The sequence below is a fragment of the Rectinema subterraneum genome (assembly GCA_009768935.1).
Classification (GTDB): Bacteria; Spirochaetota; Spirochaetia; order Treponematales; family Rectinemataceae; genus Rectinema; species Rectinema subterraneum.
On sequence record WESA01000002.1, the window covers coordinates 73,434 to 96,742 of the forward strand.

General features: G+C 55.2%; 15 protein-coding genes. All 15 read left to right on the forward strand.

Annotation, left to right across the window (positions count from 1 at the left end):
* Positions 1–126 precede the first annotated feature (126 nt).
* The 15 genes from GAP13_RS01155 to GAP13_RS01225 all read left to right on the forward strand — a co-directional run bounded on the left by GAP13_RS01155 (position 127) and on the right by GAP13_RS01225 (position 23,269).
* Entirely contained in the window at positions 127–1,200 is a 1,074-nt protein-coding gene (locus GAP13_RS01155; RefSeq protein WP_158905334.1) for a BMP family ABC transporter substrate-binding protein, read from the forward strand.
* Positions 1,201–1,337: 137 nt separating this feature from the next.
* A complete protein-coding gene (locus tag GAP13_RS01160) occupies positions 1,338–2,867 on the forward strand; it encodes an ABC transporter ATP-binding protein (protein ID WP_186338803.1) in 1,530 nt (509 codons plus the stop codon).
* Positions 2,864–3,958: an ABC transporter permease gene (locus tag GAP13_RS01165; protein WP_158905336.1), complete on the forward strand. Its 1,095-nt coding sequence runs from the start codon at positions 2,864–2,866 to the stop codon at positions 3,956–3,958. Before GAP13_RS01160 ends, GAP13_RS01165 begins: the two co-directional genes overlap by 4 nt.
* Before the next feature lie 4 nt (positions 3,959–3,962).
* Complete coding sequence (locus GAP13_RS01170) at positions 3,963–4,913, forward strand: ABC transporter permease (protein ID WP_158905338.1); 951 nt, start codon at positions 3,963–3,965, stop codon at positions 4,911–4,913.
* Positions 4,910–6,625, forward strand: coding sequence for an adenine deaminase (ade, locus tag GAP13_RS01175; protein WP_158905340.1), 1,716 nt, complete (start codon positions 4,910–4,912; stop codon positions 6,623–6,625). The genes GAP13_RS01170 and ade overlap by 4 nt, the downstream gene beginning before the upstream one ends.
* A 325-nt stretch (positions 6,626–6,950) precedes the next feature.
* On the forward strand, positions 6,951–8,495 hold the full coding sequence (locus GAP13_RS01180; protein ID WP_158905342.1) for an FAD binding domain-containing protein: 1,545 nt from the start codon (positions 6,951–6,953) through the stop codon (positions 8,493–8,495).
* Positions 8,492–10,909 carry a molybdopterin cofactor-binding domain-containing protein gene (locus GAP13_RS01185; protein ID WP_222126112.1) on the forward strand — a complete coding sequence of 806 codons (2,418 nt, stop codon included), beginning with the start codon at positions 8,492–8,494 and terminating at the stop codon, positions 10,907–10,909. The genes GAP13_RS01180 and GAP13_RS01185 overlap by 4 nt, the downstream gene beginning before the upstream one ends.
* A gap of 22 nt (positions 10,910–10,931) precedes the next feature.
* Positions 10,932–12,374: a dihydroorotase gene (locus tag GAP13_RS01190; protein WP_158905344.1), complete on the forward strand. Its 1,443-nt coding sequence runs from the start codon at positions 10,932–10,934 to the stop codon at positions 12,372–12,374.
* A complete protein-coding gene (gene ygfK, locus GAP13_RS01195) occupies positions 12,371–15,532 on the forward strand; it encodes a putative selenate reductase subunit YgfK (RefSeq protein ID WP_158905346.1) in 3,162 nt (1,053 codons plus the stop codon). Before GAP13_RS01190 ends, ygfK begins: the two co-directional genes overlap by 4 nt.
* Positions 15,529–16,953 (forward strand): amidohydrolase family protein, encoded by a 1,425-nt coding sequence (locus GAP13_RS01200; RefSeq protein ID WP_158905349.1) that lies wholly within the window; start codon positions 15,529–15,531, stop codon positions 16,951–16,953. The genes ygfK and GAP13_RS01200 overlap by 4 nt, the downstream gene beginning before the upstream one ends.
* Before the next feature lie 3 nt (positions 16,954–16,956).
* The gene (locus GAP13_RS01205; protein WP_158905351.1) at positions 16,957–18,165 is read left to right on the forward strand and encodes a YgeY family selenium metabolism-linked hydrolase; all 1,209 of its coding nucleotides are present in this window, start codon (positions 16,957–16,959) and stop codon (positions 18,163–18,165) included.
* A gap of 15 nt (positions 18,166–18,180) precedes the next feature.
* On the forward strand, positions 18,181–19,350 hold the full coding sequence (locus GAP13_RS01210) for a threonine synthase (protein ID WP_222126113.1): 1,170 nt from the start codon (positions 18,181–18,183) through the stop codon (positions 19,348–19,350).
* 203 nt (positions 19,351–19,553) lie between these two features.
* Entirely contained in the window at positions 19,554–20,300 is a 747-nt protein-coding gene (locus GAP13_RS01215; RefSeq protein WP_158905491.1) for a class I SAM-dependent methyltransferase, read from the forward strand.
* Positions 20,301–20,357: 57 nt separating this feature from the next.
* The gene (locus GAP13_RS01220) at positions 20,358–21,875 is read left to right on the forward strand and encodes a pyridoxal-phosphate dependent enzyme (RefSeq protein WP_241864256.1); all 1,518 of its coding nucleotides are present in this window, start codon (positions 20,358–20,360) and stop codon (positions 21,873–21,875) included.
* Entirely contained in the window at positions 21,872–23,269 is a 1,398-nt protein-coding gene (locus GAP13_RS01225; protein ID WP_241864257.1) for an 8-oxoguanine deaminase, read from the forward strand. Before GAP13_RS01220 ends, GAP13_RS01225 begins: the two co-directional genes overlap by 4 nt.
* Positions 23,270–23,309: the final 40 nt, after the last annotated feature.

Here is a 23,309-nt window from a genome sequence, read left to right on the forward strand (position 1 = left end):
TCCCCATCGCAGCTATTTTGAATAATTCATTTGACAGCTGGCAAAATGGAGGCTACACTTTTTGCAGCGCGAAAGTGCTGCCGGGCTTGATCCGGTATGATTCTGTTTTGGAGAAAGGAGCCTTCAATGAGAAAGATCGTTCTTGGTCTCATCGCGATTCTCATGCTGGTTTCGCTCGTGTTGCCCGCCACCGCACAAGCAAAGAAACCTCTCAAGGTCGCGTTTGTCTATATTGGCCCGCCGGGTGATCTCGGGTGGACCTATGAACACGAACGCGGTCGTCTTGCGGCGCAGAAATATTTCGGTGACAAGATCGAAACTAAGTACATAGAGAATGTGCCGGAAGGCCCTGATGCTGAGCGTGTAATCCGTCAGTATGCAATTCAGGGCTATGATGTGATCTTTACGACCAGCTTTGGATACATGGATCCGACTTACGCAGTCGCCCAGGAATTCCCCAAGGTCATTTTTGAGCATTGCTCGGGATACAAGACTGCTCCCAATATGGCAACCTACTTCGGACGTATTGAGGAAGCTCGCTATCTCACAGGCATAATCGCGGGCCGCATGACAAAATCCAACAAGATTGGCTATGTCGCAGCATTCCCGATTCCGGAAGTCGTGAGAGGCATCAATGGGTTTACGCTTGGCGTTCGCTCGGTCAACCCGAACGCCAAAGTGCAAGTCGTGTGGACGAATACCTGGTACGATCCAGTAAAGGAACGTGAAGCCGCAGTCGCTCTTCTCGATGCAGGATGCGATATCATCGCTCAGCACCAGGACACCACGGAACCTCAGAAAGCAGCTCAGGAGCGCGGCAAGCTTTCGATTGGCTACGATTCGGATATGGGAAAATTTGTGGGCGACACTGTGCTCGCAAGCGCTGTGTGGAACTGGGAAACCTACTACATTGCCACCATTCAGAACATTTTGAATGGTACCTGGAAAACGCATGAGTTCTGGGGAGGACTGAAAGATAATATCGCAAAGCTCTCAGATCTGAGCCCGCGCGTTCCTGCAAATGTCAGAAAGGAAGTTGAAGACGCACAGAAGAAGATCCTGAGCGGATGGAAAATTTTCTCCGGTCCGATCAAGGACCAGAGTGGCAAAGTTGTTTACAAAGCTGGCGAAGTTGTGCCAGATGACAAGCAGCTCTCGATGGATTGGTTTGTCGAGGGCGTTGTCGGCAAAGTGCAATAAGCTATCCACAGCCGGTATGCGTTTCTCAGGCGCGCATACCGGTTTTTTGTACATGTTCCTGTCAGCCGAGGCAGGACAATAATTGCTTCCGGATGTTTTCAGCCTGAGAATCATAAAGAAAACGCAGGAATCAGCTGATGAGCGAAACCGTCATTCCAAAAGTGGAAATGCGAGGTATCTCCAAGTCTTTTCCAGGAGTGCTCGCAAATGATTGCGTCGATTTGATGTTGCATAGAAGCGAAGTGCTCGCTTTGCTTGGAGAAAACGGAGCGGGCAAGAGCACGCTGATGAATGTGCTTTGTGGCCTGTATCGGCCGGATAAAGGTGAAATCTATATCAATGGCTCATATGCTGACATTCATTCTCCCCGCGATGCACAGAAGTATGGCATTGGCATGGTCCATCAAAACTTCAAGCTTGTTGATTCGATGAGCGTGCTTGAAAACATCATCCTGGGCTTGAAAGACGAGCCATTTATTCCCGATTTCAAGCGGGTGCGGCAGCGGCTTGTCGATCTTGCCGCGCAATATCATTTGAAAGTCGATCCGAATGCGAATATTTGGCAGCTTTCGGTAGGTGAACAGCAACGTGTTGAGATTCTTAAACTTCTCTATCGCAATGCTGAGATTCTCATTCTCGACGAGCCGACAGCAGTGCTCACTCCACAGGAGTCTCACGAACTCAGCCGCGTAGTACATGCGATGAAACAAGAAGGGAAATCTGCTGTTTTTATTACTCATAAAATGGAAGAAGTGATGGAATTTTCCGATCGCGTCATGGTCCTTAGAAAAGGCAAGGTCGTCGCTGAAGCCCGCACCGCTGACACCACACCGAAGGAGCTTGCGCGCATGATGGTCGGGCGCGAGGTCCTGTTTCAAATCGAAAAAAAGCCATTCTGCCCGGGAGAGGTCGTCCTTGAGCTGTCGAATATAGATGCGCTAGGGGACAGAGGTTTGCTCGCGCTCAATAATGTATCCTTCCAGCTGAGAGCTGGCGAGATCCTCGGTATCGCTGGTGTCGCAGGGAATGGCCAGCGCGAGCTCGCTGAAGTGGTCACTGGGCTCAGGCGATCGACGAAGGGCGCGCTCCGAATCGGCAACAAGGACATGACGAACAAGTCCCCTCTTGAGATTATTCGCCAGGGAGTAGCGCATATCCCGCAAGACCGATCTTCAGTCGGAGCCGTTGGGGATTTGAGCGTCGCTTCGAATCTGGCTATGAAGCAATATCGCTCTCGTCCTCTTGCTGCAGGTATATTTCTCCTGCCCAAGAGGATTGTCGATCTTGCCCGCGCGCTGATCGAAAAGTTCCATATTGCAACGCCATCACCGCAGACACAGGTTAAATTTCTCTCGGGCGGGAATGTTCAGAAGACGATTCTCGCGCGCGAAATCGGCGCTGCCCGGACAGTGATGGTTGCAGTCTATCCTTCCCGCGGGCTCGATGTCGGAGCTACTGAGACTGTGCGCCGTCAGCTTATCAACCAGAGGGACGGAGGTTTGGGAGTGCTCTTCTTTTCCGAGGATCTGGACGAGCTATTGCAGGTTTCGGATCGAATTGCGGTTCTGTTCGAAGGGAGAATCATGGGGATTTTCGACGCGGATAAGGCTGACATTGAGCAAATCGGCATGCTGATGGCAGGGATGAGCAAGGAGGCCACCGCATGAAGTTTGTATTTGAGAAGCGGAAGTCAACCTCTGTCCCCGCGCTCATCCTTGTCCCGCTTATTTCGTTCGCGGTGTCGCTGGTGCTGACCGCATTGCTGCTGGCGATTTTCGGGGCTGATCCTTTCAAGACTTATGCGGCAATGGCAGTTGGAGCCTTTGGTACTTCACATGGTTTTGCAGAGACGCTGGTCAAGGCAATTCCGCTCATGATGACGGGATTGGGTGTTGCTATCGCATTCAGGCTCAAGTTCTGGAATATCGGTGCGGAGGGGCAGCTCACTCTTGGCGGTGTTGCGGCGGCGGGGGTTGCGCTCTTCATGGAACGCTACTTTCCGGGACGCTCGCTCCTCTTTGCGGCGCTTTTTGGGGGTTTGCTCGCGGGAGCGCTGTGGGCAGGGATCCCTGCGATTCTCAAGACAACGCTCAAGGTTGATGAAACGCTTGTAACCCTGATGATGAACTATATTGCGATACTGTATTCGGAGTTTTTGTATTACGGGCCCTGGCGCGACCCGAAAGGGTATGGATTCCCCGGCTCTCGCATGTTCTCGGCAAATGCATGGCTGCCTCGCATTATGGGACGAGCCCATGTCGGAATCTGGGTCGGAATTGCGCTTGCAATCATTCTTTGGCTCGTGCTCAAGCGCACGCGCTGGGGATTCGAATTGCAGATTATCGGCGCAAGCCAGAAAGCAGCGCGCTATCAGGGAATTGCTGTGGAACGGAATATTATTCTTGCGGTGATGCTTTCGGGTGCATTGTGCGGACTTGCAGGCGCATTCGAGATTACTGGTATATCGCACCGGCTTCAGCAAGGGCTGTCGATTGGCTATGGCTACACTGCAATCATCGTCGCCTGGATGAGCCAGCTCAATCCTTTAGCTGTGCCGTTTGTGGCGATAGCGCTTGCTGGGCTGTCGGTTGGGGGCGATCAAGTGCAAATGGTGATGGGATTGCCTGCAGCGATGGGAGTTGTCATGCAAGGGCTCATCCTATTCCCGATGCTTGCGGGGTCTCTCTTTACTGAATACCGGTTCCTCGTTGTAAAGCCTGAGCCGCGGGCAGCGTGCCCCGAACCGAGCCAGGAGTGATGCCATGGATTTTCTGACTTCGATTTTGACCATCACGATTCGCGCAGGTACAAGCCTTACGATAGCGACAATCGGCGAAATTCTTACGGAGCGGAGCGGCATTCTCAATCTGGGAGTCGAGGGGATCATGCTCATGGGGGCGCTCTCTGCATTCACAGCGGTATTCTACAGTCACAGCATAGCGATTGGCCTATTGGTAGCGATAGGAGTTGGAGGATTGCTTGCGCTTTTGCACGCTTTTCTGACTACGACAATGAGGGCAAATCAGGTTGTGTCGGGGCTTTCGATTACGCTCTTCGGAACAGGTTTTTCGTCGTTTTTGGGTCAGAGGCTAGGACCGGTAGCGAATAATTTCAGGCTTGTGGGCTTGCGCGCGGAACGAATAGTCCCTCTCGCGCCAGAATGGGTGAAGCAGATCCCTATAATTTCAGCTTTTTTCAATCAGGATATTATTACCTATCTCGTCTATATTCTGCTGCCGCTTGCCTGGTTCTTTCTGTATAAAACAAGACCCGGCTTGTGGCTCAGGTCGGTGGGCGAAGATCCGCAGACTGCGGATGCGATGGGCATCGATGTAACGAAGACGCGCTATCTGTACACTATTCTTGGCGGCATGATGATCGCACTGGGAGGCGCACATCTTTCGCTCTCCTATACGCCTGGCTGGTCGGAAAACATCACAGGCGGACGGGGATGGATTGTCATTGCGCTCGTCATTTTTTCGATGTGGAATCCGGCTCGGGCGGTGTGGGGTGCACTGCTCTTTGGCGGGATCAATGCTGTTCAGTTTCGCTTGCAAGCTTCGGGCACGAGCATTCCGGCAAACTTCCTCAACATGATGCCCTATATCGGTACGATAATTGTGCTTGTCGTCATGACATGGTGGGAAGCGCTTTCGAAAAAAGTCGGCGCTCCGGCTGCGCTCGGTACTTCCTACATGCGGGAGGATAAATGAACAGAGATGTCATCGATGCAGCGACCGGCAAGACAATCTGTGATGTGAATTATACGAATTGCACGGTAGTCGATGTGCTTTCCGGACGGTTTTTGCCGAATTCCATTGTGTCGGTAAAGGGTGGATTCATTGCAGGAATAAACGATGGACTAGATGCAAAGGAAAGCATCAATCTCGAAGGGATGTTCTTAGCCCCTGGACTCATCGATGCCCATGTGCATATTGAGTCATCGCTGCTGACGCCTGCTGAATACGCGCGCGTCGTACTGCCCAGGGGGACCACTACTGTTGTGGCTGATCCGCATGAAATCGCAAATGTCATGGGCTACGACGGTATGCGCTATATGCTCAATGTCTCCAGGGATATTCCCCTCGATGTATATTTCATGGTTCCTTCGTGCGTTCCAGCTACGGATTTCGATACAGCCGGTGCTGCTCTCTATGCGTCGGACATGCATCAATTCTTGCAGGAGCCTCGAGTGCTGGGTCTTGGGGAAGTAATGAATTACCCTGGTGTGCTTGCTAGAAATCCTCAGCTCATGGATAAAATAGCGCTTTTCCAGTCTAACGGAAGGCCAATTGATGGACACTCGCCTGGATTGAGGGGCGCCAGTCTGTCAGCGTATGTGGTAGCGGGAATCGGATCGGATCATGAATGTACGACACCCGAAGAGGCTCTGGAAAAGGTGGAGAAGGGCATGTACATCATGCTTCGCGAAGGATCGACAGCAAAAGACCTCCGTCCCCTTTTGCCCGCCATCACGCGGGAGAATGCCAGCCGCTTCATGTTGTGTTCCGACGACCGGCACTGCAATGACCTGCGGGATGAAGGGCATATGGACTTTTCCCTCAGGATGATGCTCGAAGGAGGCATCGATCCCATCGATGCAATCCGCATCGCATCAAGCAATGCAGCGAGGTGGTTCGGAATTCCCGGCCAGGGAGCGATTGCGCCGGGTTATAAAGCTGATTTTGTCGCCTTCCCTTCGTTCGAATACTTCGAGGCAAAAATAGTGGTCAAGAATGGTGTGATTGTCGCCCGAAATGGCGCGCTTGTACAGGAATTTGCGACTGTGGGCACACCCATTCGCGATTCAGTGAATATCAAATGGCTGACAATTGATGACTTTGTCATCCCGGATAAAGGCAAGCCCGTGAGGGTCATTGAAGTGAATCGGGAATCGCTCCTTACCGGTAATGGTATTTCGCGCCTTGAAGGGATAAGGGGAAGGCTTTCTGCAGATATCGAGCGCGACATTCTTAAAATTTTCGTCATCGAGCGGCATACAGGCTCGGGGAATATCGGAAAAGGGTTCATCCATGGGCTCGGGCTCAAGCGCGGCGCAATCGGCAGCACAATAAGTCATGATTCCCATAACATGATTATTGCTGGTGTCGACGATGTTTCAATTTTTAAAGCAGCGAGGCACCTCAACAAAATCAAAGGCGGGCTCGTATATGCGGTAGGCGATGAGATACTGCTCGATCTGCCGCTTCCGGTAGCAGGGCTTATGAGCGACAAGCCTGCAGATTTCGTTATTGAACGGCTCACAGCCTTCGAAAAGTTGTTCAGGCAAGAAGGACTGACCGCGACATCTCCGCTCATGACGCTGTCGTTTATGGCTTTGCCGGTGATTCCGAGCCTCAAGATCACTGATATGGGGCTTGTCGATGTCGATCGGTTCGAGAGGGTGTCGCTCTACGTTGATTAAGCGATATCAAGCTGAAATCATGTAATTGCGCTAGCTTTGGAGCAGTTGAGCCTGTGCGATTTTTCGAGCGCGATTTTTCCTGCAGTTGAATGCTGTCCTCCGGTCGACATGAAACATGGAATAAAACTCGAGCTGCGAGATGTGAGGTATCTGGCAGCAACATGAGGGACAGAGGTTGGCAGTGCCAGCACAATATTGGGCGGGCTTATTGGGGACAGAGGTTAGAAAGCATTGCGCAAGCAGGTTGCAGCCAGCTAGCGAAGGGACAGAGCTTGGTGAACAAAATGCGGTTTTTGTGCTATACTGTTATAATTGGGAGTGAAAAATGGCTTTGCTGTACATAAAGGTAAATAATGCATGGAGAGGTCTGGCGTCAGCGGAAGGCATGCCAGTTTTGGATGTCGCACGCGGAGAGCTTGGGCTCACTTCGACCAAAGAAGGCTGTCGTGAGGGCGATTGCGGAGCATGTGCAGTCCTCGTAGGTGAGCAAATTGCCAACACAGTACGCTATCGTGCCGTTCCTTCCTGCCTTCTGGCGCTTGGCGAACTAAAGGGCAAGCACCTCCTGTCGCTCGAAGGGCTTATAGAGGGGACAGAGGATGGGCTCACTCCGGTAATGCGCGCGTTCATTGAAGAAAACGCTAGTCAGTGCGGTTTTTGTACTCCAGGATTCATCATAGCTTTGACATCGTGGCTGGCTGAGCCGCAAGTTCCAGATTTAGCTGGGGCGTTGCGAGCGGTGGACGGCAACCTGTGCCGCTGTACAGGATATGCAGCAATTCGCAGGGCAGCTGCGCGGCTTGTTGAACAATTCAGAGATCTCCCGCTTGAGCCAATAGCGAGGCTGAAAGCATTGGTCAGCGCGCAAGTGCTTCCCCAGTCTGTGCTGAAATTTATCGAGGAATCGAAAAGCTCATCATTGCAAACCTCTGTCCCCAATGGCGCTACCATTGGAACTGGTCTCGACATGGCAGGGCATGACAACAAGAAAGCAGTTGCTTCCACACTCGATCCTGCGGTCATTGTTGGAGGCGGCACGGATTTCTATGTGCGAAATCCGGATCCGGATGAAGGTTTTTCTCCATTGCTGACTCGAATGATACCCGAATTTGCGCTGGTGGAGTATCGCGACGAACCGCAAGGACAATGGCTTGAAATCGGTGCTGCTGTCACCGTAAGGGATTTCTTTGTTTCTCCTTTGGTGCAACGCGAAATTCCTGGCATCGGGCGTTTCGAGACGATGTTTGCGAGTACGCTTATCCGCAATCTCGCTACCGTGGGGGGGAATATTGTCAACGCATCCCCGGTTGCGGATATAACCTCGATGCTGATGGCGCTCGGCGCACAGCTCGTGATTGTGCCCGAAGCTCGGGCATATGAGCCCCAGGCGCCAATTCGGCTTTGTCCGCTTGAGCAATTTTTCCTTGGTTATAAAAAGCTCGACCTCCGACCAGGAGAAGTGCTCAAAGCGATTCGAATTCCTGCAGGTGCAAACCGCAAATTCTCGTTCGAAAAAGCTTCAAAGCGCAAAAATCTCGATATCGCAGCAGTCAATACTGCCATAGCATTTAAAATAGAAGAAAAACATTTCAAAGATGTGCGCATAAGCCTTGGCGGTGTTGCGCCCGTGCCGATGCTCGGTACTGCAGCAATGGAAGTGCTCGAAGGCGCTCCATGCAATCCAGCTGACAGGAAAACACTTGCTTCGCTTGCGATGAAAACCGCCCAAGCTGCTTCCGCTAGCATTTCCCCAATCAGCGATGTTCGTGGATCCGCTGATTACCGCCGGCGGATGGTTCATCAGCTCATGCTGGCTCATTTCGTGCGGTTTTTCGAAGCCAGCGGCATTGCAGAGGAGTTGTTTCCATGAAAGAAGCAGATATGAAAGTTGATAAAAAATCCATGGCCTTTTTGGATGAAGCGGATGCGCGCTCTGGCACAGCGCACCACGAAGCGATATCCATCCCCGATGCTGCTTCAGTGATTCCCGAATCTCTTCCGAATGTCCTTGGACAGACGCAGTACATCGATGACATTCCTCGCCCTGCCGGTTGCCTGCAAGCAGCGGTCCGGCTTTCAGACAGCGCCCACGCGCGCATTCTCGCTATCCACACAGAAGAAGCTCTGTCCCTCGATCCTTCGGTCCGGGTAATTTTGGCAAAGGATATCCCAGGCACCAATCAGATCGGATTTAACAAGCCTGATGAGCCGCTTTTGCCCGAGGAGGAGTGGGAATACTGGGGGCAACCCATCGCAATCGTCGTCGCCAAAACACGCTCGCTTGCACGAAAGGCAGCCGGCCTTTTGCGTGTAGAAAGCGAAGAGCTTCCCGCGGTTATTGATCCTCGCGAAGCTGCCGCTAAGGGTGATTTTATTCTTCCGCCGCGAACAATCGCCTGCGGCAATGTTGAAGAAGCCTTTGCAAAGTGCGCCTATGTCGTTGAAGGGCGCGTCGATTCAGGTGGCCAAGAGCATGTTTACCTCGAGACCCAGGGGGCCATCGCCCAAGTGATCGACGGTCGGCGCATGCACGTGATCTCCAGCACACAGGGGCCCACAGGCGTCCAGCGCGCGGTTGCTCAAGTGCTCGGCCTTCCTATGAACATGGTCGAAGTGGAAGCTCGAAGACTTGGCGGCGCCTTTGGTGGCAAGGAAGATCAAGCAGCAAACTGGGCAAGCATGGCAGCGGTGGCTTCGTGGGTGTGCGGCAAGCCTGTCGAGCTCTATCTCAACCGCAAAGACGATATGCGGGCAACGGGCAAGCGCCACCCGTACACAACGGACTTCCGCGTCGGCGCAGATGCAGACGGGAAGCTCCTCGCTTTCGAAGCTGACTATTACCAAAACTCTGGCTCGACATGCGACCTTTCTGCAGCAATCCTGGCACGCACACTACTTCATGCGACCGGCGCCTACCAGATACCAAACGTTCGCGTGACAGGCTACATGTGCCATACCAACCTGCCTTCATTTACCGCATTCCGTGGTTTCGGTGCGCCCCAGGCTTTCTTCGTGATCGAAGCTGCGATGGATGCGCTTGCGCAAAAAATGGGGACAGAGGTTGTCGAGCTCAAACGCCGTAATCTTTTCAGAGAAGGCGATCGCACCTACTACGGCATGGCGCTCGAGCGCGTACGCGCGAGCGAGTCGGTGGAGCGGCTTCTTGCAAAAGTTGACTACCCTGCCCTTTCGCAGCGCATCAAAACCTTTAATGCTACCCATCGCCTTCAGAAAAAAGGCCTTGGCTTTATTCCGGTGGCTTTTGGTATCAGCTTTACCAAGCTGCAGATGAACCAAGCAGGAGCGCTCGTACATGTCTATACCGACGGCTCGGTTGTCGTTTCGACTGGCGCAATCGAGATGGGCCAGCAGGTTGCGCGCAAAATAGCCCTTGTCACGGCGCGCACCCTTGGTGTACCGGTAAGCTACGTCACTGTCCAGCGCACCACCACGCTCACCGTCGCCAATACTGTGCCAACCGCCGCAAGCACCGGCGCCGACCTCAATGGCATGGCAGCCAAAATTGCATGCCAGGAAATACGCGGCCGCCTTGTGCAAAAAGCCGCAGACCTGCTTAAAGCTGCACCCGAAAAAATCGATATAAGAGAAGGAATTATCTTGTGCGACGGCAAGCCGGCCAGCCTAACATGGAAACAGCTTGTCGAAGCGATGCACGCAGCGCGCCAGGATCTCTCCGCTCACGGATTCTATGCAACTCCATTCCTCGAGTACGACATGAAGGCGGAGCGAGGCCGACCATTTGCCTATCATGTCTATGGCGCTGCGTTAGTGGAAGCAACGGTCGATATCCTTCGGGGTACCTCTACCCTCGATTCGGTTTCTATTGTGCACGACATAGGGGACAGCATCGATCCAGCAGTAGACCGAGGGCAAATTGAGGGCGCACTTGCGCAAGGGCTCGGCTGGTCATTGCTTGAGGACTTGCGTTTCGGGCCAGATGGCAAGCCGCTTTCTGACACGCTTTCGACCTACAAAGTGCCTGATGTTACCTTTATGCCAGAAAATATCGATATCGAATTCCTGCCGCCGATCGAAAATCCGACCGCTCCATACAATTCGAAGGCCGTGGGAGAGCCTCCGCTTCAATATGGCATTGCAGGATACTTCGCTGTGCTCGATGCGATTCGTGCTGCAATTGGAAAGCCCATTGTATATTACAATCTGCCGCTGATTCCGGAGAAAATTTCGGATTTGCTTGCTGAAATGGGGTCTGACCCCTTAGAGCCCGCAGGCAAGAGAGATACAGCGCTACAGGCTCACTGATCGACCAGCCAGGAGAGACGAAATGATTATCGCAAATGTCGCTGCAGCTCTCCCCGGAGAGCGTGATTTTCACCTAGTCGACATCCTTATCAAAGAAGGCAAAATCGCATGGATAAAAGAAGCAGGTAGTTTTCAGCGTGACAGCCGGCTCGCCAACGAATATGCAGCAGAAGAAATGCTCGATGCAAAAGGATTGCTCGCTTTCCCGGGAGCGATCGATCCTCATGTCCATTTTGATGAGCCTGGTTTCACGCACAGGGAAGATTTTTTGCATGGCTCTGCAGAAGCAGCGCGGGGCGGCGTCACCACTGTCATCGATATGCCGTGCACCTCGATCCCGCCCGTTACCACGCCGCACGCACTCGAAGGCAAGCTTTCGATTGTGAGGGACAGAGCTTTGGTCGACTATGCGTTCTTCGGCGGCATAAACGGCACCATGCTGCCTGAAGAAATTTCCGATGTCGTGCAATCGTTAGCGAATCGCGTTGTCGGCTTCAAATGCTACTTCATCTCAGGAATGGATACCTTCCCTGCAGTGAATGATACCCAGTTTGCAGCTGCTGCCAAGGCATGTGCAAAGGAAGGCCGCCCGCTTCTTCTCCATGCAGAAGACTCCAATGTTATTGCCGAAGCCTCTCAGGAACGCCAGTCGCTACGCGGCTCGCAAGCGCCAAGCTGGGCTGACTATTATACCTCGCGTCCGATGGAAGCCGAGATTGCCGCAGTCCACAAAGCCCTCAAGCTTGCAGGCCAGTACACCAAATATCTCCATATTGTGCATGTCGGCACCGGAAAAGCCGCAATCGCTGCTTCGGAAAAAGGCGCAAGCTGCGAAACCTGTGCGCACTACCTCGCCTTCGACGAAACGGATTTTGCTCGATTCGGGGCTGCACTCAAAACAGCACCGCCAGTAAAAAGCCCTGAGCAAAAAGCCATCCTTTGGCGCCTTCTTGCAGAAGGGCGCTTGAGCTTTGTAGCTTCCGACCACGCCGGAGCGCCCGAATACGAAAAATTCACGGACAATCCGCTCACCGCTTACGGAGGCATTCCAGGCACGGGGACCCTCTTCCCCTACCTGCTGTCCGAAGGCCTTTTTGCCAAACGCCTCAGCCTTGAACGTTTCCTTGAAGCTACGAGCGGCGGGGCTGCACGGCGCTATGGCCTATGGCAGGGCAAAGGCTCGCTCATGCCAGGCAAAGACGCAGATTTCGTCCTTGTAGATCCCGATCACACCACCTACCTTGATCCTTCGCACATGATGAGCAAGAGTTCCATTACGCCATTTGCCGGAATGCGGCTTTCCGGGCGCATTGAAGGCACTTTCGTCCGGGGATCTTACGTGTACGCCTCTGTGCGACTCGCTGCTGCGCTCCGCCATCAAGCGAATCCGGCGTTTTCGAATGAAGTCGGCATGATTCTCGCAAAGCCCGGCTTCGGAAAATTTCTTACCTGGGGGTATCGATGAGTAAAGTGATGAAGACGACATCGCTGCCTGCGCTCCTGACGCGCATGGCCGGCGAGTACCTCGCAAAGCGCACCATTTTCGAAATACCAGAAGCCACATGGCTGGATGTATTCGCACAGGAATCTGAGAGCCCTGGAATCACCGTGATGTCAGCAAATGTGAGTATTCCGCTTGGGCCAGCCGCAGGTCCTCACACGCAGATTGCTCCCAACCTCGTCGCTGCCTACCTTTCAGGTGCACGAGTGTTCGAGCTCAAAACAGTCCAGGAAAATGACCACCTCGATATCGACAAACCCTGCATCGATGCGCTCGACGAAGGCCACAATGTCGAATGGTCAACCGAGCTGTCTCTCGATCAGGCCCGGGAAGAATACATCAATGCATGGATAGCCATAAACCTGCTTGCGCGCATTTTCTCAAGAAAACCAGGCGATTTCATGTTTAATATGTCGGTCGGCTATACGCTGGATGGCATCAAGAGCGAAAAAATGGATGCATTTATCGAGGGGATGCGCAGACCGGAAGCCACCGAATACTGGGAAAAAGCCATCGATCAGCTCAAAGCATTCATCGAAGAGCCTATTTTTGCCGAAGCGTTCGGGCAGGCTGCGCTGGAACGAGCGCGTCCGATTGCCGAGCATATGCCAGTTCGGCCCGTGCACTCGGTGACGCTCTCGACGATGCATGGTTGCCCGCCGGATGAAATCGAGCGTATCGGCCGTTATCTCATTGAAGAAAAGGGGTTTGACACCTATATTAAACTCAATCCCACACTGCTCGGTTATAACAGGGCGCGAGTGATTCTCAATCAGCTCGGATGGACCGATATCATCCTCAAGCCCGAAAGCTTTTCGCACGACCTTCAGTTCGATGCAGCGCTTGCGCTCATCCAGAGTCTCACTGAAACAGCAGCTGCGCGGGGACGGAGGTTTGGCATCAAGCTGTCAAACACCCTCGCCAACATCAACGATGGGCGCACTCTCCCCGGAGCGGAGCGCTATATGTCTGGTCGCGCGCTCTTCCCCATCACAATCCATCTTGCCGCAAAACTTGCACGTGCGCTACCGGATTTTCCTGCGCGCTTTTCGTACTGTGGCGGAGTTTCGGCTTTCAACGCAGCAGATCTCCTGAAGGCCGGGCTGGGCCCTCTCACGATTGCGACAGATCTTCTGAAGCCGGGCGGCTATCAGCGCATGGCACATATGGTCAAGGATGTCCTTGGCGCGCTAACCTCTGTCCCCGAACGACCAGATGCCGACGCGCTCGATCAGCTTGCAAAAGATGCGCTCGAGGCTCCGTATTACCGCAAGGAATGGAGAGAAGGCACTGCAGCGATCGGGCGACAGTTGCCGCTTTTTGATTGTTTTGCGGCGCCTTGTATCGAAGCATGCCCTGTGCACCAGAAAGCGCCTGCGTATATCGCCGCAACGGGCTCCGGCGACGCGGATCGCGGCATGTCTGTCATTTTGTCCGACAATCCGCTTCCGGCTATCACGGGCGTGCTCTGCGATCATGTATGCCAGGAACACTGCTCGCGCGTTGACTATGAGGGCGCTGTGCGGATCCGGGATGTAAAACTTGCCACGGTGCGTGCGAGTGAGGCGGCGCTGGCCGCGGAGGTTGCGCCGGCGTGGCCGCATGCGCCGAAGGGGAAGACGGCGGTGATTGGGGCGGGGCCTGCGGGGCTCGCTTGTGCATGGTATCTGGCGCAGTACGGGCAGAAGGCTGTGGTGTTCGATACAAGCTCTGTCCCCGGGGGCGTGCCGGCCAATTTCATTCCTTCATTCCGCATCGCGAGGGAAGATATTGCGGCAGATATCGCGCGGCTGGAAAAACTCGGAGTAGAGTTCCGCTTCGGTGTAGATGTTCGCTCTGCGGAGAAGCTCAAAGCTGAAGGGTTCGAGCGTATTGTTATTGCAAGCGGCGCTCATACTGCGCGGGAAATGCATCTAAAGGGGAGCGGCGTTCGTGTGGTTCATGCGCTCGAGTTTCTTGGTGTGTGCATGGCAAAAGGCGCTGAGCATTTTGCGGGCGCCAAAAATGTCCTTGTGGTCGGCGGCGGCAACACCGCATGCGACGCAGTGCGCATGGCGACGCGTATTCCAGGCGTGAAATCGGTCTTGTGGTCGTACAGGCGAACGCGAAAAGAAATGCCTGCAGACCTGGAGGAGCTGACAAATGCGATCGAGGAAGCAAAAGCGCTGCAACATAATAAAGCTGCGGCGCTTTTCAATGGAGGCACTTCGAATATACTAGTCGAGCTTACCCTTCCTGAGGTCATGCAGCCTGGTTCTATCACTCTGCGGCGCATGAAGCTTGCTGAAAAAGATGCATCCGGGCGACGAGCTCCTGTGCCAACCGAAGAGACTTTCGATCTACCCTGTGACCTGATGATCACAGCGGTTGGCGAGAAGCCTGATCCAACATTTTTAGCTGCATTCGGTATTGAAGTTGGAAAGGACGGGCTGCCTGCAGTCGATGAAGGTACTATGGAAACCTCTGTCCCCGGAATCTATGTCTGCGGCGATGCGCGGCGTGGACCTTCGTCGATCATCGCTTCGGAAGCCGATGGGCGGGCTGCCGCAATGGCTATTTTGAAAAACCTTGGGATTGAGGCAGCATCGGCGGACTATCGAGCGCCGGCCTGGTCTTCCGAAGCCCGTGCATCGCGTGGAAAGATTTTGCCTTCGCTTGATCCGGGCGATCCCGGTTTCGCTGCGCGCGAGGCTGAACGTTGCCTTGCTTGCGATACTGCGTGCCTGCGTTGCGTCGAAGTCTGCCCGAATCGCGCGAATATGGTGATCGATACAGATCGGCTCTTTGATCAGCCTGCTCAAATCCTCCATATTGACAGGTTGTGCAATGAGTGCGGCAATTGCGGTCTTTTCTGCCCATGGAATGGCGAGCCTTACAGTGGCAAGCCAACGCTCTTCGATTCCAAGGATGACCTGGCGCATTCCCAAAACGCCGGCTTTGCCTTCGCTGGCAATAAGGCTCGGCCCTTCTTGGTTCTTCGCGCTGAGAAAGGCGGCGCAGTGTTGGAACTTCCGTACTTGGCATGGAGCGGCGCTATTTCAGTACCAGCCCAGCGCCCGATGATCGCGCTTGCTCGAACCATATGGGCTGATCACCGCTATCTTGTGGAGGTTCATGAATGATTCTTTTTCACAATGTACGAATTCTCGAACTTGAGCCGCCCTCGGTTTCCGAACCGACTGATGTGGCAGTCTATGAGTCTGGCGAAGGGGACAGAGCTGGCACGGTTGCTGCTATCGGGCCAAACCTGGCCGTCCAGTACCCGACCGCTAAAGTCGCAGGCGAAGGCGGCTATCTTTCTGCTGGCCTTGTATGCGGGCATACTCACCTGTACTCTGCTCTCGCGCGCGGCATGCTGGTCGATATCAAGCCATCCAAGGATTTCGCCCAGCTATTGGATCATCTGTGGTGGCGGCTCGATCGCGCTATCGACCCGGTGATCCTGCGCTCGAGTGCGCTCGTCGGCTGTTCGGATGCTCTGAAGGCAGGTGTGACGAGCCTTGTTGACCATCATGCGAGCCCTGAATGCATCGACGGCAGCCTGTCGATTATCCGAGAAGCATACGAGGCGGTTGGGGTGCGGGGTATTCTCTGCTACGAAACTACCGACCGCAATGGCATGGCTGGCGCCCGCGCTAGCGTAGCGGAAAATGTGCGCTTCGCGAAGGAAATCGATGCGATCCGCGCTTCCGGCGCCAAGCCCCTCGTCGAAGCCTCGATCGGCGCCCACGCGAGCTTCACAGTGGGCAATGAAACCCTCGAGGCGCTCGCCGAAGCGGTCCGCTCCACTGGCAGAGGCATTCACATCCACCTTGCTGAGGACAAGTTCGATGCTGTCGACGCCCGGCACCGATTTGGCAAGGATCCTGTTGAGCGCATCGATGCTGTCGGTGCGCTCAACGATCGCAGTATCATCGGCCATGGTGTCTGGCTCAGCCCCTCCGAGGTCGAGATCATGAATGCTCGTGGAGCTTTCCTCGCCCACAATGCCCGCTCGAACATGAACAACTCGGTGGGCTACAACATCCTTTTGCCGACCTTCGCTAACGTCGTGCTTGGCACGGACGGGATGGGCGCGGACATGCTCGAGGAGTTCAAGTTCGCAGTGTTCCGCCACCGCGAGAGCCAGGGGCCCTGGTGGCCGGGAGACTTCCTGAAAGTTCTGCACCGTGGAAATGCGCTCATCGAGCGCCACTTCGCGCAGGATTTTGCGCCAGGCACAACGCGGGCTTCTACTCCGGCTGTTGCGCCGACTTCTACGCTTGTGACTTCGGGGGAGGGAGGATTCCCCGGCTTCGGCGCGGTGCAGGTGGGCGCGCCAGCCGATCTTGTGCTCTGGGACTACGATTCCCCCACCCCGCTTGTCGGCGACAATATCGCCGGCCACTTCGCGTTCGGCATGTCCAGCCGCTCGGCACGAACCGTTATGGTCGCGGGAAACGTGCGGATTCTGGATCACCGGCCGCTCTATGATGATGCAACAATCCAGGCTGAAGCCCGCGAACAGGCATTGCGGCTCTGGAAACGAATGGAAGAGAGGTAAAACATGGACAGCAAGAAGATTCTCGAAAAGGCTCGCGAATACCGCGACTACACCGCACAGAACCTGAGCAAGATAATTCAGGTTCCCGCATTCTCCACCACCGAAAAAGAGCGCATCTACCTGCTCAAGCAGCTTTCCGAAGAAGCAGGCATGGAAGATCTTTGGATTGATGGTCTTGGCTCTCTTCTTGGGCGTGTGGGCAAAGGTTCCAAAAAAATCGTCTTCGACGCACATATCGACACTGTCGGCGTTGGCGATGAAACACAGTGGAAGCTTCCGCCCTTCTCCGGGCTCATCAAAGATGGTCTTGTGCATGGCCGAGGCGCTTCCGACCAGCTTGGCGGCGCAGCCTCGATGATCACCGCTGCGCGCATTCTCAAGGAACTTGGCTACAGCGGCGACTATGAGGTCTGGTTCTCTTTCACTGCGATCGAAGAAGACTGCGACGGCATGTGCTGGAAGTATCTCATTGAAGAAGAGAAATTTGTTCCCGACCTTGCGGTCTCCACCGAGCCAACATCCTGCCGCCTCTACCGCGGCCATCGCGGGCGCATGGAAATCCAGATCGATATAAAAGGCATTTCCTGCCACGGCTCGGCACCCGAGCGCGGAGACAGCGCCGCTTACAAAGCCGCCCGCGCCGCACTCGCCATCGAAAAACTGAATGAACGCCTCCAGCCGGATGATGACAAATTCCTGGGCAAAGGTACCATTGTGGTGAGTCAGATCGATGTCCACGGCCCGAGCCAGTGCGCGGTGCCCGACCAGGCCATGCTCTACTGCGACCGCCGCCTTACCTGGGGCGAGACTGACGAAATCGCGATCAAGCAGGTCGAGGACGCGCTTCGTGAAGCCGGAGTGAACAATTTCACCGTTCATATGCCCGAATACCGCAAACCGGCATGGACGGGGACAGAATACCACCAAGAACTCTACTTCCCGACATGGAAGATCCCGGCAGACCACATGCTTGTGCAGTCTGGCGCCGATGCTTATAAGAGCCTTTTTGGCAAAGAACCTGTCGTCGACAAGTGGACCTTCTCGACCAACGGCGTCGCCATCTGCGGCCGCCACAAAATTCCAGTCATCGGATTTGGTCCTGGCGACGAAGCGCAGGCGCACGCGCCGAATGAAACCACGCGCATCGATGATCTCGAGATCGCTGCGGCCTTCTACGCTGCGCTGCCTTACATGCTCGAAGCGCACAAATAAGAAAGGCAAACCATAATGCAATGGCTTTATCGCTGTCCTGCCTGTGGCAGAACCTATCCCATCGAGCCAGGGCGCTACCTCTGCGACCATTGTGCAAAGGAGCAGCGCCCTGACGAACCTCTGCGCGGCGTGCTGGAATGCACATGGGAAGGAGGAAACCCCGAGCCGGGCTCTGTCCCCCTTCCTGTCGAGGAGCGCTTCTTTCCCCCGATCCCGGTGGGACAGACGCCGCTCTGGGCTCCAGAACGCCTGCGCGCTGAGCTCAGCATGCCAAACCTCTGGCTCAAGGATGACACCTGCAATCCGTCTGGCTCGTACAAGGATCGAGCGAGCTGGCTTGTCGCAGCCTTTGCGCGGAAGTTTGGCATCAAGGAAATTGTGCTCGCTTCGACCGGCAACGCCGCTTCGAGCATGGCGTGCATAGGCGCCGCGGCGGGTATCAAGATCAAAGTCTATGTGCCCAAGTCCGCGCCCATCGCCAAGCGCGTGCAGATTCTGCAGTATGGCGCAGAGCTTATTGAAGTCGACGGCACCTACGACCTTGCGTTCGATCAGTCGCTTGCCTATTCGAACGCGACCGGCATGCTCTCGCGCAACACCGCGTATAACCCGCTTACCATCGAGGGCAAAAAGACCGCGAGCTTCGAGATTGCGAGGGATCTGGCAGCAGGTGCATCACGCTCTGCTCCGCGCTACCTGGCTCCCGATCATGTTTTCGTGCCCACGGGCGATGGCGTAATCATCGCAGGCGTAATCCGCGGCTTTGAGGATCTCGTCCGCCTCGGCTGGATCGATAAGATGCCTACCATCTGGGCAGCGCAGGCCGAAGGCTCAAGCGCCATAGCCCGAGCTCTCGCCACGGGTCGCTTCGAAGCGGTGCCCTCGAACACCATCGCAGACTCGATCTCCGTCGACATCCCGCGCAATGGCTATTTCGCCCTCGACAAGCTCCGCCGCCATAGCGGCCGCGCCGTCGTCGTAAGCGATGCCGAAATCCTCGAGGCCCAGCGCTATCTGTCGCGCGCCTCGGGACTCTTTGCCGAGCCCTCGAGCGCCTGCGCCTTCGCAGGCTTTCTCAAGGCTCGTGCCGAGCTCGATCCGAACGCACAGGTGGTCGTTATGCTCACAGGAAGCGGGCTCAAGGATATAAAGTCAGCGGCATTGGGAGTTGGGCTGAAGATTTAGATTGAAGCAGTGCCACTGGCAGCCTCCTGTTGCTCGCCACTGGAAATCTGAAGCCCGAAAAATATGGCTTTTCTTGTCTCGTTTGATGGTATAAAATATAAATATACAAGATGGCATGAGCATGTGAAATGAAAAGCCACATAGAAAAAATATTGCTAACAGAAGAAAAGGAAACGCTGCTAGTTCCTCTCTGGTCCAAGGCTATGGAGAGCCGGCGGCAAAACCCGATTTTCTTCGACCGAACATCGAAGGAAATTCTTGATCGCATCGAATATGACTTCGCCAACCTCAAAATCCCCAGAAAAACTGCTGTCATGCTCTGCATACGAGCGAAAAAGATGGATGACTATGTAAAAGAGTTCCTGGCAAGTCATCCAACAAGCATCGTGATTCATTTGGGGTGTGGCCTTGATAGCCGCTATATGAGGGTCGATAATGGCGAAGTCGAATGGTATGACCTGGATATGCCAGAAGTAATTGAACTCAGGCGAAAGTTTTACGAAGAAACAAGCAGATATCGCATGATCTCTTCATCCGTCAACAACCTGGGCTGGATAAGCGCTATTTCAGCGCAAGGCCGCCTAGCGATGGTAATTGCGGAAGGATTGTTCATGTACTTGAAAGAGGAAGAAGTGAAAGCCCTGATCCTTGCATTGAAAGAAGCTTTCCCTGGCTGCCTGCTGGTGTTTGATGCTTACAGTGTCTTGACAGCCAGAAGCGTTAGAGAGCATCCATCAATCAAAAAGACCGGGGCTGTCATTCATTGGGGTATCGACGATGCTTCAGCAATCGAGCAGTTGTCAGAAGGCATTCGGCTGAAGGAAGAATGGTACTTTACCCAGGCTGATGATATTAAAAAGCTTGGATTTGGATTTCGTTTAGCATTCGGGATAGCTGGTCTTTTCAGTGCTGCAAAAAAAGCGCATAGAATTTTGTATTATAGCCTATAACACCCAAATAATCCGCCTCTCCTCAATTTTTCAATCCTGTGGTATACTTTTTTTACTTTGCGCCCTCAGGGCTTTTTCCGGAACAACAATGCGAACTATCGCAACAAGGAGTCATCGATGATCGATCTCAATGTCAATGAGTCACAGCGCAAGAAAAACATCGAACGCTGTCGTCAGAAAGGAATTCTTCTCCCGACTTTCGCGCAGATGCGCGACCCCGCCAAAATTCCCGAATCCATTAAAAAAGAGCTTTCGAACATCGGATTGTGGGATGTGCATCCGCGCAATCTTTTCCGCGTCACCTGGCATAATGAACCGAAAGAATTCGGCGGCGGCTATGGGCCTGTCAATTATATCGAAATTCCGCGCGCCATCACCGGCACGAAAGCGCGCATTGTCGGCCTTGCCGGAAAGTGGTTCCCGACCGGCGCACACAAGGTCGGCGCTGCCTACGCCTGCCTTGCGCCCGAACTGGTAACCGGACGCTTCGACCCCACAACCAAGAAAGCAGTCTGGCCGAGCACCGGCAACTACTGCCGCGGAGGCGCCTACATTTCGCGGCTGCTCGCCTGTCCGAGCGTGGCCATCCTCCCCGCCGAGATGAGCCGCGAGCGCTTCGAGTGGCTCAAAACCATAGCTGAGGAAGTTATCGCGACCCCCGGCTGCGAGTCCAACGTCAAGGAAATCTTCGACAAGTGCATTGAGCTCCAGCGCACCCGCCACGATGTCGTCATCTTCAACCAGTTCGACCAACTGCCCAACCACCTCTGGCACTATGCAATCACCGGTCCGGCCATGGAAGAAGTCTTCCGCGCCATCGGCGGCCAGAACGCGCATGTGGGCGGCGTCGTGCTTTCCTCCGGCTCGGCGGGCACCCTCGGCTCCGGTTCCTACATCAAAGAAAAATTCCCTGGAGCCAAACTGGCCGTCGGCGAAGCCCTCCAGTGCCCGACCATCCTAGAGAATGGCTTCGGCGGCCACCGCATCGAAGGTATCGGCGACAAGCACATCCCCTGGATACACAATTTCCGTGACACCGATGCCGCAGTTGGAGTCGATGACGAACTGCCCATGCGCTTTATCCGCCTCTTCAATGAGCCGGCCGGCCGCAAACTCCTTATAGACGCCGGCGCTGATCCTACCGTTGTCAACAAGCTCGACTGGCTCGGCATTTCCGGTGTTGGCAACCTCATCGCCGCAATCAAATTCGCCAAGTACTATGAACTGGGCGAGGATGATATCGTCTTCACGATGTTCACCGACTCCATGGCCATGTACCAGTCGCGCCTCGCCGAGCTCACCGCGGAGCGCGGCCCCTACGACCAGCGCCAGGCTGACCGTGACTACGACCGCCTGCAGGGCCTATCGGTCGACTATGTGTTCGAGATGACGCACATCGACAAGCGCCGCGCCCACAATCTCAAGTACTTCACCTGGATCGAACAGCTCGGCAAGGATTTGAGCGAGCTGCGCGCGCAGTGGGACGATTACCGCACCTACTGGGGTGGTCTGCACCAGCAGGCGGACGCGCTCGACAGGCTCATCGAGGACTTCAACGCGGAGGTGCTGAAGTGATCCTCCTGAAGGATTGCTTTGCCGTTGCGGTGCCGGCCGATGCCGGCGCCGATGGTGCCAATTCTCGCCGCCGCTTCTCGCTCGCGCACGGCGTGGACATACTGCTCGACGGCAACCGCATCGCGAAGATCGCCCCGAATATCGAAGCTCCCGAGGGAGCCACGGTGATCGACGCGTCCCGGCATGTCGTCGTGCCGGGGCTGGTAAACACACACCACCATTTCTACCAGACCCTCACCCGCAACCTGCCTGCCGTGCAGGATGCCAAGCTCTTCGACTGGCTGGTCTACCTCTACGAGATCTGGAAATACCTCGACCCCGAGGCGGTGTACTGGTCGAGCATGCTTGCGATGGCCGAGCTCGCCAAGACCGGCTGTACGCTGACGACTGACCACCATTACCTCTACCCCGCGGGTTTCGGAGGCGACATTCCTTCCCTGCAGTTCCGCGCGGCATCAGATATCGGCCTCAGGTTCGCGCCCACGCGCGGCTCGATGTCCCGATCCAAAAAAGATGGCGGCCTGCCCCCCGACACGACCGTCCAGGACGAAGATACCATCCTCGCCCACAGCGAAGAAACCCTGCGCCGCTTCCACGACCCCGCGCCTGATGCCATGCGCAAGGTCGCGCTCGCCCCCTGCTCGCCCTTCTCGGTGAGCGAGCGGCTCATGAAGGATTCTGCGGTGCTTGCGCGCAAATATGGAGCCCGCCTGCACACGCACCTCGCCGAGACCTCCGATGAGGATGATTACTGCGTGCAGGTATATGGCCGCCGGCCCCTGCAGCTCATGCAAGACTGCGACTTCGTAGGCCCGGATGTGTGGTACGCGCACGGCATTTTCTTCAACGACGAGGAGCTCGACTTCCTCGCGAAGACCGGCACGGGCGTCGCACACTGCCCCTCCTCGAACATGCGCCTCGGTTCGGGTATCTGCCGCGTGCACGAAATGCTGGACCGGGGCGTGCCGGTGGGGCTCGCAGTTGACGGCTCAGCCTCGAACGACACTTCGGACATGCTCGGCGAGGCACGGCAGGCGCTTCTTCTACAGCGCATCCGCTATGGCTCAGCCGGCCTCACCGCGGGAGAAGCGATGTACATCGCCACCGAAGGCGGCGCGCGCATCCTGGGCTTTGACCAGGCAGGCACCATCGCCGAAGGCAGGCTCGCCGATATCGCGCTCTTCGACGTGATGAAACTGGAATACGCCGGCGCGCTCTCCGACCCGCTTGCCGCGCTTCTCTTCTCCGGCTACAACCACGAGGTTGATCATCTCATCGTGGGCGGCCGGCAGGTGGTGCGCCACGGCATGCTCGTCAGCGCGGACGAGGAGATGATCCGCCGCAACGCGCTCTCCGCCTGCGAGCGCATGTATAGAAAAGCAGGCATTGTGTAAGGGTTGGTCCGCCTCCTGCGAGGCGGCTTAAATTCAGACT